Raw genomic sequence first — 14,858 nt, 5'->3', positions numbered from 1 at the left:
TTACTCTTCTCATTGCGATCGTTGATATTGTTGTAAAATTTCATTTACTAATTGTTTGGCTAATAGATTTTTATGGCTCAACGCAAGTTGTTTATCGCCATCATGCCAAAATAAATGTAAGGCATTTTGCTCGGCGCTAAAGCCTTGCCCTTGAACAGAAACATCATTGGCACAAATCATATCCAGTTTTTTGCGTTGCAATTTATCACGTGCATATTCAGCGACGTGCTGTGTTTCTGCCGCAAAGCCCACCGTAAAAGGGCGATGCGGAGCAAGCTGTGCAACATCGGCAATAATATCGGGATTTTTGACTAATTTCAGCGTCATTTCATCATTTTCTGCAGATTTCTTAATTTTTTGCTTTGCCACTTGCTCAACGCGATAATCGGCTACAGCGGCACAACCAATGAAAATATGATTTTGAGTGGCTAAGGCTAGACTATGTTGCCACATTTGCTGTGCGGATTCCACATCAATACGATGTACATGGTTAGGGGTTGGTAACGCAGTTGGACCAGCAATAAGACTGACTTTAGCACCACGCTCAGCAAAGGCTTGTGCAATGGCAAATCCCATTTTACCCGAACTATGGTTACTAATATAACGAACAGGATCAATGGCTTCTCTTGTTGGGCCTGCAGTAATCACAACGCCTAATTCAGTTAAGTCTTGTTGTCGCTGTAATAATTGTTGTAAAGCCACAAAAATCTCATCAGGCTCAGACATACGCCCCGCACCAATATCGCCACAAGCCTGTTCCCCGATTGCAGGTCCAATGATCTCTATTCCTCGTGCCACTAATTGAGCTAAATTCGCTTGCGTAATGGCTTGGGCAAACATTTGTTGATTCATCGCTGGGGCAAGTAAAATCGGGGCAGAAGTAGCAAGACAAAGGGTAGATAACAAATCGTTAGCCATACCCACATTTAAGCGAGCAATAAAATCGGCACTGGCTGGGGCAATCACAACATAATCCGCCCATTTGGCTAACTCAATATGTCCCATCGCTAATTCCGCTTGAGGATCAAGCAAACTGGTGGACACCGCATTACCAGAAATGGCTTGTAAGGTGAGTGGCGTAACAAAAGCCTCTGCCGCTGGCGTTAAAACCACCCTTACTTCCGCTTCAGCTTTACGCAATAAACGGATAAGTTCAATACTCTTATAGGCGGCGATTCCACCCGTAATCCCCACAACAATTCGTTTTTTCAGTTTATCTGCCATGATGTTTTGATCCTCAAAAAAGTGCGGTCATTTTACTGGAAATTTTTGTTTTTCTCAAAATAAATAATGTTTCTCTATTCTGATAACATAATGGTTTAACAGGAAATTTCTATTAAAAATTTGTACTGTGTTTATTGATATATTAAAACGGATATTAATAGAATAAGAAAAGAGATAGGATATTATTTTTCTTGAAAAAATATGAATTAAGGAGCATAGAATGAGAAATCACGCTAAAAATAGACAAAAAGAGGAAAATTTGCTATTTTAACGGCAAAAATTTTCTATCTTTATTTCAAAAAATTTAATAAAATTTATATTAATTGTTAAATTGATTGTTACAAAACAGTTTGATTTAACACCGCACTTAGGTTGAACAGTAAGGTAATTAATCCGTTTGATTAATCTTATTGTGATGAACAGAATTAGTTATTTATTGGTTATTTAATCTTCGGGTTAAATAGTAACTTTTAACTTAAAAAAAGGAAATGCCCATGTCAGATATGGTTAAGCATGACGTGGATCCGATTGAAACCAACGATTGGTTGTTGGCAATCGATTCAGTAATTCGCGAAGAAGGTGTTGAAAGAGCACAATTTATTATTGAGCAAGTGATGCAGCATGCTCGTGCTAATAATGTTGCTTTACCAACAGGAACAACTACCGATTATATTAATACTATTCCCACTTCAGAAGAGCCTAATTATCCGGGAAATCTTGATTTAGAACGTCGTATTCGTGGTGCCATTCGTTGGAATGCGATTATGACTGTATTACGTGCTTCTAAGAAAGATCTTGAATTAGGTGGACATATGTCTTCCTACCAATCAGCCGCAACGATCTATGAAGTATGTTTTAACCATTTCTTTAAAGCGCGTACAGAGAAAAATGGTGGTGATTTAGTCTTTTTCCAAGGACATATCTCTCCGGGGATCTATGCTCGTGCCTTTTTAGAAGGGCGTTTAACGGAAGAACAACTTGATAACTTCCGTCAAGAAGTGCATGGTAAAGGTTTATCTTCTTATCCGCACCCGAAATTAATGCCAGAATTTTGGCAATTCCCAACGGTATCAATGGGGTTAGGGCCATTGAATGCCATTTATCAAGCACGTTTCTTAAAATATTTACATCATCGTGGTTTAAAAGATACTTCGGATCAAACCGTTTATGCGTTCCTTGGTGATGGTGAGATGGACGAAGTTGAATCTCGTGGCGGCATTTCTTTCGCAGCTCGTGAGAAATTAGATAACTTAGTTTTCGTTATTAACTGTAACTTACAGCGTTTAGATGGTCCTGTAACGGGGAATGGCAAAATTATTCAAGAATTAGAAGGCTTGTTTAATGGTGCTGGCTGGGAAGTAATCAAAGTGATTTGGGGGCGTCGTTGGGATCGTTTATTGCAACGTGATACTTCGGGTAAATTATTACAATTAATGATGGAAGTGGTTGACGGCGATTATCAAACCTTGAAATCAAAAGATGGTGCTTATGTGCGTGAGCATTTCTTCGGTCGTTATCCTGAAACCGCGGCTTTAGTGGCAGAAATGACTGATGATGAAATTTGGGCATTAAATCGTGGTGGTCATGATCCATTAAAAGTGTTTGCAGCATTTAATAAAGCAAAACAAGTGAAAGATAAACCTGTGGTGTTATTGGTGAAAACCATTAAAGGTTATGGTATGGGTGAAGCGGCAGAAGGACGTAATATTGCTCACCAAGTGAAAAAAATGGATATGAGCGGCGTGAGATATGTGCGTGATCGTTTCAATATCCCTGTTTCTGATGAAGAAATTGAGAAATTACCATACATTAAATTTGAAGAAGGTTCAGAAGAATATAAATATTTACATGAACGCCGTCAGGCATTAAATGGTTATTTACCAACACGTTTGCCGAAATTCACTCAGAAGTTGGAAGTGCCCGCTTTGGAAGATTTTGCACAATTATTTGAAGCACAAGCTCGCCCAATTTCTACCACAATGGCGTTTGTTCGCTCATTAAATATCTTCTTGAAAAATAAATCTGTGGGTAAACATATTGTGCCTATTTTGGCTGATGAGGCTCGTACGTTCGGTATGGAAGGCTTATTCCGTCAAATTGGTATCTATAATCCACATGGACAAAACTATACTCCACAAGATCGTGAGCAAGTGGCTTATTATCGTGAAGCGATTGATGGTCAAGTGTTACAAGAAGGAATTAATGAACAAGGTGCTACAGCATCTTGGCTTGCGGCAGCAACCTCTTACTCTACTAATGATGTGCCAATGATCCCATTCTTTATTTATTACTCGATGTTTGGTTTCCAACGTGTGGGTGATTTAATGTGGGCAGCAGGCGATCAGCGTGCAAGAGGGTTTATGATCGGTGGAACTTCAGGACGTACTACCTTAAATGGTGAAGGTTTACAACACGAAGATGGTCATAGCCATATTCAATCTTTAACCATCCCTAACTGTATTTCTTATGATCCAGCTTTTGCTTATGAAGTGGCGGTAATTATGCAAGATGGCGTAAACCGTATGTATGGTGAAGCACAAGAAGATGTGTATTATTACATCACCACTCTAAATGAAACCTATGATCAACCAGCTATGCCAAAAGGTGCTGAAGAAGGTATCCGTAAAGGGATTTATAAATTTGAAACAGTAAATGGTCAAGGTAAAGGTAAAGTTCAGTTATTAGGTTCAGGAGCGATTTTACGCCATGTACGTGAAGCGGCGAAATTACTCGCTGATGAATATGGCGTGACTTCAGATGTGTATTCAGTCACTTCATTTACTGAATTAGCGCGTGAAGGTGCGGATGCTGATCGTTATAATTTCTTGCATCCTGAAGCAGAAAATCGTGTACCTTATATTGCACAAGTTATGAATGATGCACCAGCAGTAGCAGCAACAGACTATATGAAACTCTTTGCTGAGCAAGTTCGTGCTTATGTACCTGCCCAAAGTTATCGTGTATTAGGAACCGATGGTTTCGGACGTTCTGATAGTCGTGAGAATTTACGCGAGCACTTTGAAGTAAATGCGCATTACGTTGTGATTGCAGCCTTAACGGAGCTTGCTAAACAAGGTACGCTTGATAAGAAAGTGGTTGCTGATGCCATTGCCAAATATGGTATTGATGCAGATAAAATTAACCCACTTTACGCATAATCTGAAATTTGTTTTTTAGTTTATTAGAGGGGAATAGGATTATTCCTCTCTTAATTAAATTAAGGAACTAGAAAACACACAAAAAGGTAAGATAACATGTCAAAACAAATTCAAATTCCTGATATCGGTGGCGATGAAGTTACAGTTACAGAAGTGATGGTAAAAGCTGGCGATAAAATTGAAGTTGAGCAAAGTGTCATTAATGTTGAAGGCGATAAGGCTTCAATGGAAGTACCAGCACCCGAAGCGGGGGTTGTTAAAGAAGTCTTGGTAAAAGTGGGCGATAAAGTGTCCACTGGAACACCAATGTTAGTGTTAGAAGAAGCCGGTGAATCTCAACAAACTTCTGCACCACAAGCAGAAAGCCAACCTCAATCAGCCCCACAAACAAGTTCAGTAGTTGAAGTTCATGTGCCTGATATTGGTGGTGATGAAGTTAATGTTACTGAAATTATGGTAGCTGTCGGCGATCAAGTTGAAGAAGAGCAATCATTAATTACCGTTGAAGGCGACAAAGCCTCAATGGAAGTGCCTGCTCCGTTTGCGGGTAAAGTGGTAGAAATTTTAGTGAAATCTGGTGATAAAGTATCAACAGGTTCATTAATTATGAAATTTGAAGTGGCTGGGGCAAGCTCAACGGCAACACAAGCTAGCTCATCAACAACAGAAACTTCCGCGGCACCAGCGACAACAGGTGTGGTTGATGTGAATGTGCCTGATATTGGTGGCGATGAAGTGAATGTTACCGAAATTATGGTAGCAGTAGGCGATCAAGTTGAAGAAGAACAATCTTTAATTACCGTTGAGGGCGATAAAGCTTCAATGGAAGTGCCAGCTCCATTTGCGGGTAAAGTAGTAGAAATTTTAGTGAAATCTGGCGATAAAGTATCAACAGGTTCATTAATTATGAAATTTGAAGTAGCAGGTTCTGCACCAGCTAAAGAAGAAACCACAACAGCTTCTCAACCACAGGCTGAGGCTCCAACTACCTCAACAGCACCTGCAAGTTCCGCTTCAACACCAGCGGCGGATCAAAACGAAGTCACTTCTGCCTCAACCTTTGCCCACGCAACACCTGTGGTACGTCGTTTAGCTCGTGAGTTTGGGGTAAACTTAGATAAAGTAAAAGGCACAGGACGTAAAGGTCGTATCTTAAAAGAAGACGTTCAGGCTTATGTGAAAGCTGCGGTCAAAGCGGTAGAAAGTGGTAGCGTATCTGCTTCAGCTGGATCTGCGGGGGCAAATGGTGCAGGCTTAGGCTTATTACCATGGCCGAAAGTGGATTTCAGCAAATTTGGTGAAACCGAAGAAGTAGAATTAGGACGTATCCAAAAAATCTCTGGAGCAAATTTACACCGCAACTGGGTAATGATCCCGCATGTAACACAATGGGATAAAGCGGATATTACCGAACTAGAGAAATTCCGTAAAGAGCAAAATGTATTGGCTGAAAAACAAAAACTTGAGGTAAAAATTACACCGCTTGTCTTTATTATGAAAGCGGCTGCCAAAGCCTTAGAAGCCTATCCACGTTTTAACAGCTCAATTTCAGAAGACGGACAACGTCTAACCTTGAAAAAATACATTAATATCGGTGTCGCTGTTGATACACCAAATGGATTAGTGGTACCTGTGTTCAAAGATGTTAATAAAAAAGGCATCATTGAATTATCGCGTGAATTAGCCGAAGTATCGAAAAAAGCACGTGCAGGTAAATTAACCGCTAGCGATATGCAAGGTGGTTGCTTCACTATTTCAAGTTTAGGCGGTATTGGCGGTACACACTTTACTCCAATCGTCAATGCGCCTGAAGTAGCAATCTTAGGCGTATCTAAGTCTGAAATGACCCCTGTTTGGAATGGTAAAGAATTCACCCCTCGCTTAATGTTACCATTATCTTTATCTTACGATCACCGCGTGATTGATGGTGCGGATGGTGCAAGATTTATTACCTTTATTAATGGTGTATTAAGTGATTTACGCCGTTTAGTGATGTAATGTAATAATGGGCATTTATGCCCATTATGAATTTCAGTAAAAGTGCGGTGCAAAATCGCAAAATTTTTACGAGGAAAGAAAATGAATAAAGAAATAAAAACTCAAGTTGTGGTATTAGGCGCTGGCCCAGCAGGTTATTCCGCTGCTTTCCGCTGTGCTGACTTAGGTTTAGATACCGTGATTGTTGAACGCTTTTCTACTCTAGGTGGCGTGTGTTTAAATGTGGGCTGTATCCCATCAAAAGCCTTATTACATGTTGCGAAAGTCATTGAAGAAGCAAAATCTCTTGCCGAACATGGTATCGTCTTTGGCGAACCAACCACTGATATTAATAAAATCCGTAGCTGGAAAGAGAAAGTCATTAGCCAATTAACTGGCGGTCTTGCTGGAATGGCAAAACAACGTAAAGTGCAAGTGGTAAATGGTTACGGTAAATTCTCTGGACCAAATTCTATTATTGTGGCTGGCGAAGAAGGCGAAGTAACCGTACATTTTGATAATGCCATTATTGCTGCGGGCTCTCGTCCAATTCAATTACCATTTATTCCCCATGAAGATCCCCGCATTTGGGATTCAACCGACGCCTTAAAATTAACAGAAGTACCAAAAAATCTTCTCATTATGGGCGGTGGTATTATCGGTTTAGAAATGGGAACAGTTTATCATGCGTTAGGGGCAAATATTGACGTAGTAGAAATGTTTGACCAAGTGATTCCAGCAGCTGATAAAGATGTTGTTGGTATTTATACTAAACGTATTGAGAAGAAATTTAACTTATTGCTCGAAACCAAAGTTACTGCCGTAGAGGCTAAACAAGACGGTATTTATGTGTCTATGGAAGGCAAAGCCGCCAACGAAACTCGCCGTTATGATGCCGTATTGGTAGCTATTGGACGTACCCCAAATGGTAAACTTATTGATGCTCATGTGGCAGGTGTAGAAGTTGATGAGCGTGGTTTTATTCACACTGACAAACAAATGCGTACCAATGTACCACATATTTTCGCCATTGGTGATGTTGTCGGACAACCAATGTTAGCCCATAAAGGGGTACATGAAGGACACGTAGCGGCGGAAGTGATTGCAGGGCAAAAACATTATTTTGATCCAAAAGTTATCCCATCTATTGCTTATACTGAGCCAGAAGTAGCATGGGTAGGTAAAACCGAGAAAGAATGTAAAGCTGAGGGAATTAACTATGAAGTTGCTAAATTCCCTTGGGCAGCCTCAGGACGTGCGATTGCCTCCGATTGTGCTGATGGTATGACCAAATTAATCTTTGATAAAGATAGCCATCGTGTTATTGGTGGTGCTATCGTTGGGACAAACGGTGGAGAACTATTAGGTGAGATTGGCTTAGCCATTGAAATGGGTTGTGATGCCGAAGATCTTGCTTTAACTATCCACGCACACCCAACCCTACACGAATCCGTAGGCCTTGCCGCTGAAGTATTTGAGGGGTCAATTACCGACCTACCAAATCCAAAAGCAAAAAAGAAAAAATAGACTGATTTAAGTAAATTATAAAAGCACTCGGAGGATTATCAATGAGTGCTTTTTTGTTGGGTGTTGGTGTAATATAGTTGTTTTACCAATTTATAGTTTCGGTATTATGTAGCAGTTGCATAAAAGCCAATTAGCGAAATTCTCGTGAGATTTTTCAATCACGAGAATTTTTATTTATGGCAAGGGTGAATTCGGCAGAAAACTGAGAGCTTAATCAGAAGATCACATATTTTGAACAATGAATTCATCTGGAGAACTCAATATTGATACATTATAGAAGGCGTTAGCGATACTAGAGTTCGATCCGATTTCATTATTAATGAATAAATAAAACGGCAAAATTTCCCCATTATCTCAGCCAATTTATTGCGAAAGTGCTCAAAGATTTTCCAAATGAATAGCTACCAGCAAAAGGCATCATATATATCAAAGGATACACTTACTGAAGTAGATATTAAGTCGATTGTATGAGCATAGAATTGTAGAAAGAAAAACGATGTTAAACGAGAAAACAAAACGCCTGCTATTCAATAGTGTTTAAGACAAGCAATGAATTACGATGATTATTGTGATGTTGTTTCCATTGCATTGGATAAATTCTATGCTTTTTTACTACAATACGGCTCACAACACCTTTATTGACTAAGCCTGTCATGGTAGTGCCAATATTCGGTATAATAGACAAAATAATAGTTAATTCATATTTTGTCCATTATATAAGTTATTTTTCAAATATTAATGCAAATAAGCAACAATCATAGCACCAATAAAACAAGCGCAGGCTATTGAAAAGTGAATAGGATTAAGCCCTAAAGATTTTTTACTAAGTGTTTTAGCTGCAAAAATAATATACCCCACTAATAAAAGTAGTTTGATTATTAACCAAGTAGGTAAGCCGTACCCTAATAAAATAATAATGGCTAATCCGCTGGCTAGTAATAAAGTATCGGTTAAGTGCGGTAGGATTTTTAAAAGTTTTATGGATCGCCAGTTTTTACCATGAAATTGCATTGCACTACGCATTATAAAAAGTAATAAACTAGAATAGGCACTGATAATATGAATATAAAGCAAGGTTAAACTATTGAACATGAATCACTCCAAATAAATTAAAGCAAGAATAGAAAATATCGCCATGAGGAAAAAGGATTGGTGCCCCCTGCCGGACTTGAACCAGCGACCAAGCGATTATGAGTCGCCTGCTCTAACCACTGAGCTAAGGGGGCATAAATGAAAACTTGGCAATTATATTGCAATAATTGTTTGATGTCTATGCGTTCTCATTTAAATGCGTGAATTTCAAGCAAAAAAAAGCCTTTCAAAAACTGAAAGGCTAAAATATTTGGAGTCATACTTTTTTAGGGTATGGCGATAATTATAAACATATTTTTAACAAAATCAATACTATTTTTTTACTTTTTTGTTGTTTTTTCTTGGTGTGGGTTTCTTGTATTGGTATTGTTTAAATTACGCATTAATAAAGCATAATTTAGCTCAATATCCTCTGGTACATCAAGAAAGACAAAATGCCCATCACCTAATCCCGCTTCAACCTGCTGATTTTTGCGGTTTAGCATACGTTGGATAGTAAATGTGATGTTGCCTTTTGGCGTCATCATTTCTACTTCATCGCCCACTAAAAATTTATTTTTTACCGCTACTTCGGCTAATCCCTCTTGATTACGTACGCCAGTGAATTCCCCTACAAATTGCTGGCGTTCAGAAATGGAATAACCATAATCATAATTTTGGTATTCATCATGAGTATGGCGGCGTAAAAATCCTTCGGTGTATCCACGATGTGCCAAAGATTCTAAGGTTGTCATAAGGCTTTCATCAAAAGGTTTACCTGCGGCGGCATCGTCAATGGCTTTGCGATAAACTTGGGCAGTTCTGGCACAATAATAAAAAGATTTTGTTCTTCCTTCAATTTTCAATGAATGGACACCAAGTGCGGTCAGTTTTTCAACATGTTGTACTGCACGTAGATCTTTTGAATTCATAATGTAGGTGCCATGTTCGTCTTCAAAGGCGGACATTTGTTCATCGGGGCGTTGGTTTTCCGTTAATAAGAAAACTTTATTAGTGGTTGCACCTTCGCCTAGGGTTGGTGCGACATTGGTAATAGGAATTTGTTGATTTTCAGCAATAATATTGCCTACCTCATCTTCTTTCCCCTCGGTAACATTGTATTCCCAACGGCACGCATTAGTACAAGTGCCTTGATTAGGATCACGTTTATTGATGTAGCCCGAGAGTAGGCAACGTCCAGAATATGCCATACATAATGCCCCATGTACAAAAATTTCAAGTTCAATGTCAGGCACTTTTTGGCGAATTTCGGCAATTTCTTCTAGGGATAATTCACGAGAGAGAATGACGCGAGTTAAACCCATTTGATGCCAGAATTTTACTGTTGCCCAATTTACGGCATTTGCTTGGACGGAGAGATGAATATCCATTTGTGGAAAATGTTCTCTCACTAACATAATCAACCCGGGATCGGACATAATAAAGGCATCAGGTCGCATTGCCACAATAGGTTCAAGGTCTTTGATAAAACTTTTTAATTTTGAATTATGTGGCGCAATGTTAATCACTACATAAAACTTTTTTCCTAAAGCATGGGCTTCATCAATACCGATTTTTAAGTTAGCGTGGTTAAATTCATTATTGCGTACACGCAAACTATAGCGAGGCTGTCCTGCATATACTGCGTCAGCACCATAGGCAAAAGCATAACGCATATTTTTTAATGAGCCTGCAGGCGAAAGTAGCTCAGGTTTAAAGGTTGTTGTCATTGTTTTCTCTTAGTCTGATTTCAAGTCAGCCATTTTCGTTAGAAAATGGGGTACTATAGTGGTTTCAATTTAAAATTAAGATGAGCGGCACATTGTAGGCATATTTTATTATTTGTAAATAGCAATCCCCTAACAAATAGGGGATTGAATAGATTATTCCGCTTCTTGAATATAATCCTCAATAGGTTTGCCATTAATCAGCGTTTTTCCATTACTTTGACGATATTCAAGTACATAACGATTGTCGATCTGTTTAAAATAAGGATTGAGTTGATTATCAGGTTTAATAGTATGAGCGAGGTCTGCCCAAAGACCGCTAGACAAAGAGGTTTGGCTGATATTGTCAATGAAACTTGCAGGCATTGAAAGGATAATGTCTGTTGTAGAATTTTCTAATTTATCGCCGAACATCAGTAAATCAGCACGCATTTTATTTGGAATAGCAGGTATCTTGGCATTGAGTACGGCTGTAATTTGTTCGGTATTATGATTATCCGATAACTTATTTAAGATTAAATTAAGTTTAGCTTGCTCAATATTAAGATCAAATTCAGCAATGGCTTGGCTAATTAATGTATTATAGGGCTGCTTATCAAGGTTATTTATACAAGTTAAATAAAAAAGCGAGTTACTACAATAATAAATAGGGTATAACTCAAAAATAGGCGATAATGTTGCTGGAACAGATAAACTTATTTGGCTTATATCCAGATCTTCATTTTCTATTTGCAACTTATCAATATTTGCTTGAATATTAAAGGCTATTTTATCTTGATCGATGATATGATCATGATAATTTAACACAAAATTTTCCAAATTAATTTTATCTTTTTCTGATAATTGTCCAATTTTAATCGTGGAAGAATTTTCCGCTTGATAATGCTTTGCTAACCCTAATAGTTTTTGCATAAATTCTGGATCATGAGGTGGTGAATTGATATTTTTAAATAAATATTGTTTTAATATAGCAATATGTCCAGCAAGATCGAATTTATTGAGTTTATGATCAAATGACAGATCTTTAATACGCATTTTATCAGGAATATTTGCTTGGGAAATAGTTAAATAACTATGAATATCACTGAGTTGTGATTGATTATTAATACTAAGCTGATATTGCAAGTTATTTATTTCTGGGGTTTCATCTTCTCGTTGTTCCGTTATTTTTTTTACAGCGAACGACCAATCAGCTTGTTTATTATTAAATAAATAATCAAATATAACATGAGTAATATCTTCTAATTTTTTATATTGCTCAAGATTATCCATGGAAAAATCATATAAGTTAAGTGCTTTTATTTTTTCATAAAAATTCACTTCATTAGGAATACCAACTTGATTAGATTGTAGTGCAATATGTTGAAAAGAAGTTTGGTTATTATAATTTAAATCATCAATATTTAAAGATAATTTTAAGTTATAAGTTTGTTGTTCATTAAAGGATTTATCCAATAAATAAACAATATTTTTGAAATTAAATTGATTATTTTCACCATTAATAAAATTTAAATCAGAAAGATTAACCTTTGCTTGGATCAAATCATAACGATGATCGCCCATAGGCTGTAATAAATAATTTCCCGTTAATTTACCAAATTCTGTTACCGAATCATAATTAAACCCAGTAAGTGCGGTCTGAATTTCTACAAATTTTGTTTTTGAGGCAAAATTTAATTCTGTTTTTAAAAATTGATTAACATTAGTAAAATCGCGAAATTTAGTTTGCATGGTGGATTGCAAATAATCGCCTACCACAGAAAAACGACTATTAATACGATTTTCATCAATAGTAATATTTAGTTTCTCATTTAATTTACGAATAAGTGGCTCAGGTAATTCCGACTTAGCCAATATGGCAAAGGGTAATGCGGTCAGCTGAGTATGAATAACTTCTGTTTTTTGTTTTGCATTGGTTGGCTCAATGCTAAATGTGAGTTCACGAGAAAAAAAGTTTTGTTTGGTTTGTTCAACGTGAATGATTAATTTATCACTAAAATAATAAGGAAATTGTTGTAAAGTTTGGTTAATTTTATAATTGGTGTAAAACTGTGCCCCTGTAGCAAGTAAAGCCGTAATCACAGAAAGGTTTAGGATAATTTTTAATTTTTTGTTCATAATTTTACTTTCCTCCATCGGCAAGAGCACCTTGATATTGCATACTTAATGAGACTGAATCCGCATAACGTAATGCAAAAGGTTTCTCGATTTCTACTTCTGCCCATTGTACCCAAGGATGCTCACTGGCAATCAATAAGACTTCTTTGACTAAGCGTTCAAGTAAAGCAAAATTATGATTTTCTACATAATCAATGATTTTCTTGGTAATGGTACGGTAGTTAAGTGCATCATCAACATTATCGGACAGGCTAGCACGATGGCAATCATATTTGATTTTAACTTGAATAATCACATCTTGTTTATTATTGATTTCTTCTTCTTTTATACCAATAAAGGTGCGTAAACGTAGGTTTTTAATATGAATAGTTGCACTTGCTGGAGATGAATTCATGATGTCGCCCACATAAAAACTAACAATAGGGCTAGTATAGCGGATAAACCAATTAAATTCATTAACAGGCCACAGATTTTATCGGAAATTCACAAAACTTTTACGAAATAGACCGCGCTTTTTAAAGGATTTTCCATAATCGTTAGAATATGAATTTTATTCATTAAAATAATGAATTTTTTGAAATTGACACATATTCATATTCCCTTTAATTTAGACGTCTAAATGGCTAAGAGAAAAAAGAGGGAATGATCATGAGTTATGCTAAAGAAATTGATGCGTTAAACCAATGTATTGCAGATTTAAGTGGGAATATTAATGTTTCGTTTGAATTTTTTCCGCCTAAAAATGAAAAAATGGAACAAATTTTTTGGCATTCGGTGGATCGTTTAAAAGTCCTTAATCCAAAATTTATTTCTGTAACTTATGGGGCAAATTCAGGAGAGCGTGATCGTACCCATAGCATAGTAAAATCCGTCAAAGAACAAACAGGATTGGAAGCTGCGCCACATTTAACGGGGATTGATGCCACACCAGAGGAACTGGTGGAAATCGCCAAAGATTATTGGAATAGCGGTATTCGCCGTATTGTAGCCTTGCGAGGAGATGAACCAAAAGGCTATACCAAAAAACCATTTTACGCCTCAGATTTAGTGGCATTATTGCGTTCGGTGGCGGATTTTGATATTTCTGTGGCGGCTTATCCTGAAGTGCATCCAGAGGCAAAATCAGCACAAGCAGACTTAATTAATTTAAAACGTAAAATTGATGCGGGGGCAAATCACGTGATTACCCAATTTTTCTTTGATATTGATAGTTATTTACGTTTTAGAGATCGTTGTGTTGCCACAGGCATTGAAGTAGAAATTGTGCCGGGAATTTTGCCAGTAACTAACTTTAAACAATTACAAAAAATGGCTGCTGTGACTAATGTGCGTATTCCTCATTGGTTAGCCAGAATGTACGAAGGTTTAGATAATGACCAAGCCACACGCAATCTTTTGGCTGCCAGTGTGGCGATGGATATGGTGCGTGTACTGTCCCGAGAGGGAGTAAAAGACTTCCATTTCTACACCCTAAACCGTTGTGAACTGACCTATGCCATTTGTCATACCTTGGGGGTTCGTCCAGAAATTGTTTGAACTAATAGAGTTTTCTGAATCTTATTTCTATAGTTGTTTCAATTTAAAATGCGACAACGAGGCTCCTAGAATACAGTACAAGTAGTAGGGCAATACCAACGCTGTATTATTTTACGGTGGGACTACTATACAATATCCTCTATCAAAATAGGGGATTATTTTTATAAATGTATGAACAAAGTAACTTAAAGTTTATGCGGTAATATATTATGTGCAATAATTGAGTGTAATGGACAAAAATGTAAGAAAAAAGTGAGTTAAGGCCTTACATTATAAGGCGTTAGCCTACTTTTTTGAAAATGAATAAAAAATTCCTCATATTGTCAAAATAATTCAATCCACAAACATGGAAAGAAAAATACTATTCAATGCTATAAAGGCAATCATTGTAATAAAACTTTTACCTTTCAAAACAAATTAAATCCCACAGAAATTTGGTTTCATTATTCTCAAGGAAAACAGACGTATAAAGAGCTTGCCATTAAATATCAATGTTCTGTTAAAACAATTCAAAGATATA

General features: G+C 37.2%; 10 protein-coding genes and 1 tRNA gene. 4 read left to right on the top strand and 7 right to left on the bottom strand.

Annotation, left to right across the window (positions count from 1 at the left end):
- Positions 1-9: 9 nt before the first annotated feature.
- Positions 10-1,224: a bifunctional phosphopantothenoylcysteine decarboxylase/phosphopantothenate--cysteine ligase CoaBC gene (gene coaBC, locus EV694_RS03675; protein WP_132689459.1), complete on the bottom strand. Its 1,215-nt coding sequence runs from the start codon at positions 1,222-1,224 to the stop codon at positions 10-12.
- A 494-nt stretch (positions 1,225-1,718) separates the two neighbouring features.
- On the opposite strand from coaBC, the gene aceE reads away from it, so the two are divergent.
- The 3 genes from aceE (at position 1,719) to lpdA (ending at position 7,886) form a co-directional block, all read left to right on the top strand.
- Positions 1,719-4,382 (top strand): pyruvate dehydrogenase (acetyl-transferring), homodimeric type, encoded by a 2,664-nt coding sequence (aceE, locus tag EV694_RS03670; RefSeq protein WP_132689457.1) that lies wholly within the window; start codon positions 1,719-1,721, stop codon positions 4,380-4,382.
- Between the two features lie 96 nt (positions 4,383-4,478).
- A complete protein-coding gene (gene aceF, locus EV694_RS03665) occupies positions 4,479-6,380 on the top strand; it encodes a pyruvate dehydrogenase complex dihydrolipoyllysine-residue acetyltransferase (RefSeq protein ID WP_132689454.1) in 1,902 nt (633 codons plus the stop codon).
- Between the two features lie 81 nt (positions 6,381-6,461).
- Complete coding sequence (gene lpdA / locus EV694_RS03660) at positions 6,462-7,886, top strand: dihydrolipoyl dehydrogenase (protein ID WP_132689451.1); 1,425 nt, start codon at positions 6,462-6,464, stop codon at positions 7,884-7,886.
- Between the two features lie 523 nt (positions 7,887-8,409).
- Here lpdA and EV694_RS11045 read toward each other — a convergent pair.
- The 6 genes from EV694_RS11045 to folX all read right to left on the bottom strand — a co-directional run bounded on the left by EV694_RS11045 (position 8,410) and on the right by folX (position 13,196).
- Complete coding sequence (locus tag EV694_RS11045) at positions 8,410-8,541, bottom strand: hypothetical protein (protein WP_279386849.1); 132 nt, start codon at positions 8,539-8,541, stop codon at positions 8,410-8,412.
- Between the two features lie 80 nt (positions 8,542-8,621).
- The gene (locus tag EV694_RS03655) at positions 8,622-8,978 is read right to left on the bottom strand and encodes a SirB2 family protein (protein ID WP_132689448.1); all 357 of its coding nucleotides are present in this window, start codon (positions 8,976-8,978) and stop codon (positions 8,622-8,624) included.
- Positions 8,979-9,036: 58 nt separating this feature from the next.
- Positions 9,037-9,112 (bottom strand) — tRNA-Ile (locus EV694_RS03650).
- 186 nt (positions 9,113-9,298) lie between these two features.
- Positions 9,299-10,687: a prephenate-dependent tRNA uridine(34) hydroxylase TrhP gene (gene trhP, locus EV694_RS03645; protein ID WP_132689444.1), complete on the bottom strand. Its 1,389-nt coding sequence runs from the start codon at positions 10,685-10,687 to the stop codon at positions 9,299-9,301.
- 153 nt (positions 10,688-10,840) lie between these two features.
- Positions 10,841-12,802 (bottom strand): YdgA family protein, encoded by a 1,962-nt coding sequence (locus EV694_RS03640; RefSeq protein ID WP_132689441.1) that lies wholly within the window; start codon positions 12,800-12,802, stop codon positions 10,841-10,843.
- Between the two features lie 4 nt (positions 12,803-12,806).
- Positions 12,807-13,196, bottom strand: coding sequence for a dihydroneopterin triphosphate 2'-epimerase (gene folX, locus EV694_RS03635; protein ID WP_132689438.1), 390 nt, complete (start codon positions 13,194-13,196; stop codon positions 12,807-12,809).
- A 254-nt stretch (positions 13,197-13,450) separates the two neighbouring features.
- Between folX and metF the strand changes: the two genes are divergently transcribed.
- A complete protein-coding gene (metF, locus tag EV694_RS03630) occupies positions 13,451-14,338 on the top strand; it encodes a methylenetetrahydrofolate reductase (protein WP_132689435.1) in 888 nt (295 codons plus the stop codon).
- Positions 14,339-14,858: the final 520 nt, after the last annotated feature.

The organism is Volucribacter psittacicida, assembly GCF_004339025.1.
Classification (GTDB): domain Bacteria; phylum Pseudomonadota; class Gammaproteobacteria; order Enterobacterales; family Pasteurellaceae; genus Volucribacter; species Volucribacter psittacicida.
Note: the sequence above shows the minus strand (reverse complement) of the source record. Positions and strands in the feature narration are given on the sequence as shown.

What these genes read in the sequence shown, in the direction of transcription:
- folX (WP_132689438.1), bottom strand. Translation starts at nt 13,196, where the DNA reads ATGAATTCATCTCCAGCAAGTGCAACTATTCATATTAAAAACCTACGT.
- aceE (WP_132689457.1), top strand. Translation starts at nt 1,719, where the DNA reads ATGTCAGATATGGTTAAGCATGACGTGGATCCGATTGAAACCAACGAT.
- aceF (WP_132689454.1), top strand. Translation starts at nt 4,479, where the DNA reads ATGTCAAAACAAATTCAAATTCCTGATATCGGTGGCGATGAAGTTACA.
- coaBC (WP_132689459.1), bottom strand. Translation starts at nt 1,224, where the DNA reads ATGGCAGATAAACTGAAAAAACGAATTGTTGTGGGGATTACGGGTGGA.
- EV694_RS03655 (WP_132689448.1), bottom strand. Translation starts at nt 8,978, where the DNA reads ATGTTCAATAGTTTAACCTTGCTTTATATTCATATTATCAGTGCCTAT.
- EV694_RS11045 (WP_279386849.1), bottom strand. Translation starts at nt 8,541, where the DNA reads ATGACAGGCTTAGTCAATAAAGGTGTTGTGAGCCGTATTGTAGTAAAA.
- lpdA (WP_132689451.1), top strand. Translation starts at nt 6,462, where the DNA reads ATGAATAAAGAAATAAAAACTCAAGTTGTGGTATTAGGCGCTGGCCCA.
- EV694_RS03640 (WP_132689441.1), bottom strand. Translation starts at nt 12,802, where the DNA reads ATGAACAAAAAATTAAAAATTATCCTAAACCTTTCTGTGATTACGGCT.
- metF (WP_132689435.1), top strand. Translation starts at nt 13,451, where the DNA reads ATGAGTTATGCTAAAGAAATTGATGCGTTAAACCAATGTATTGCAGAT.
- trhP (WP_132689444.1), bottom strand. Translation starts at nt 10,687, where the DNA reads ATGACAACAACCTTTAAACCTGAGCTACTTTCGCCTGCAGGCTCATTA.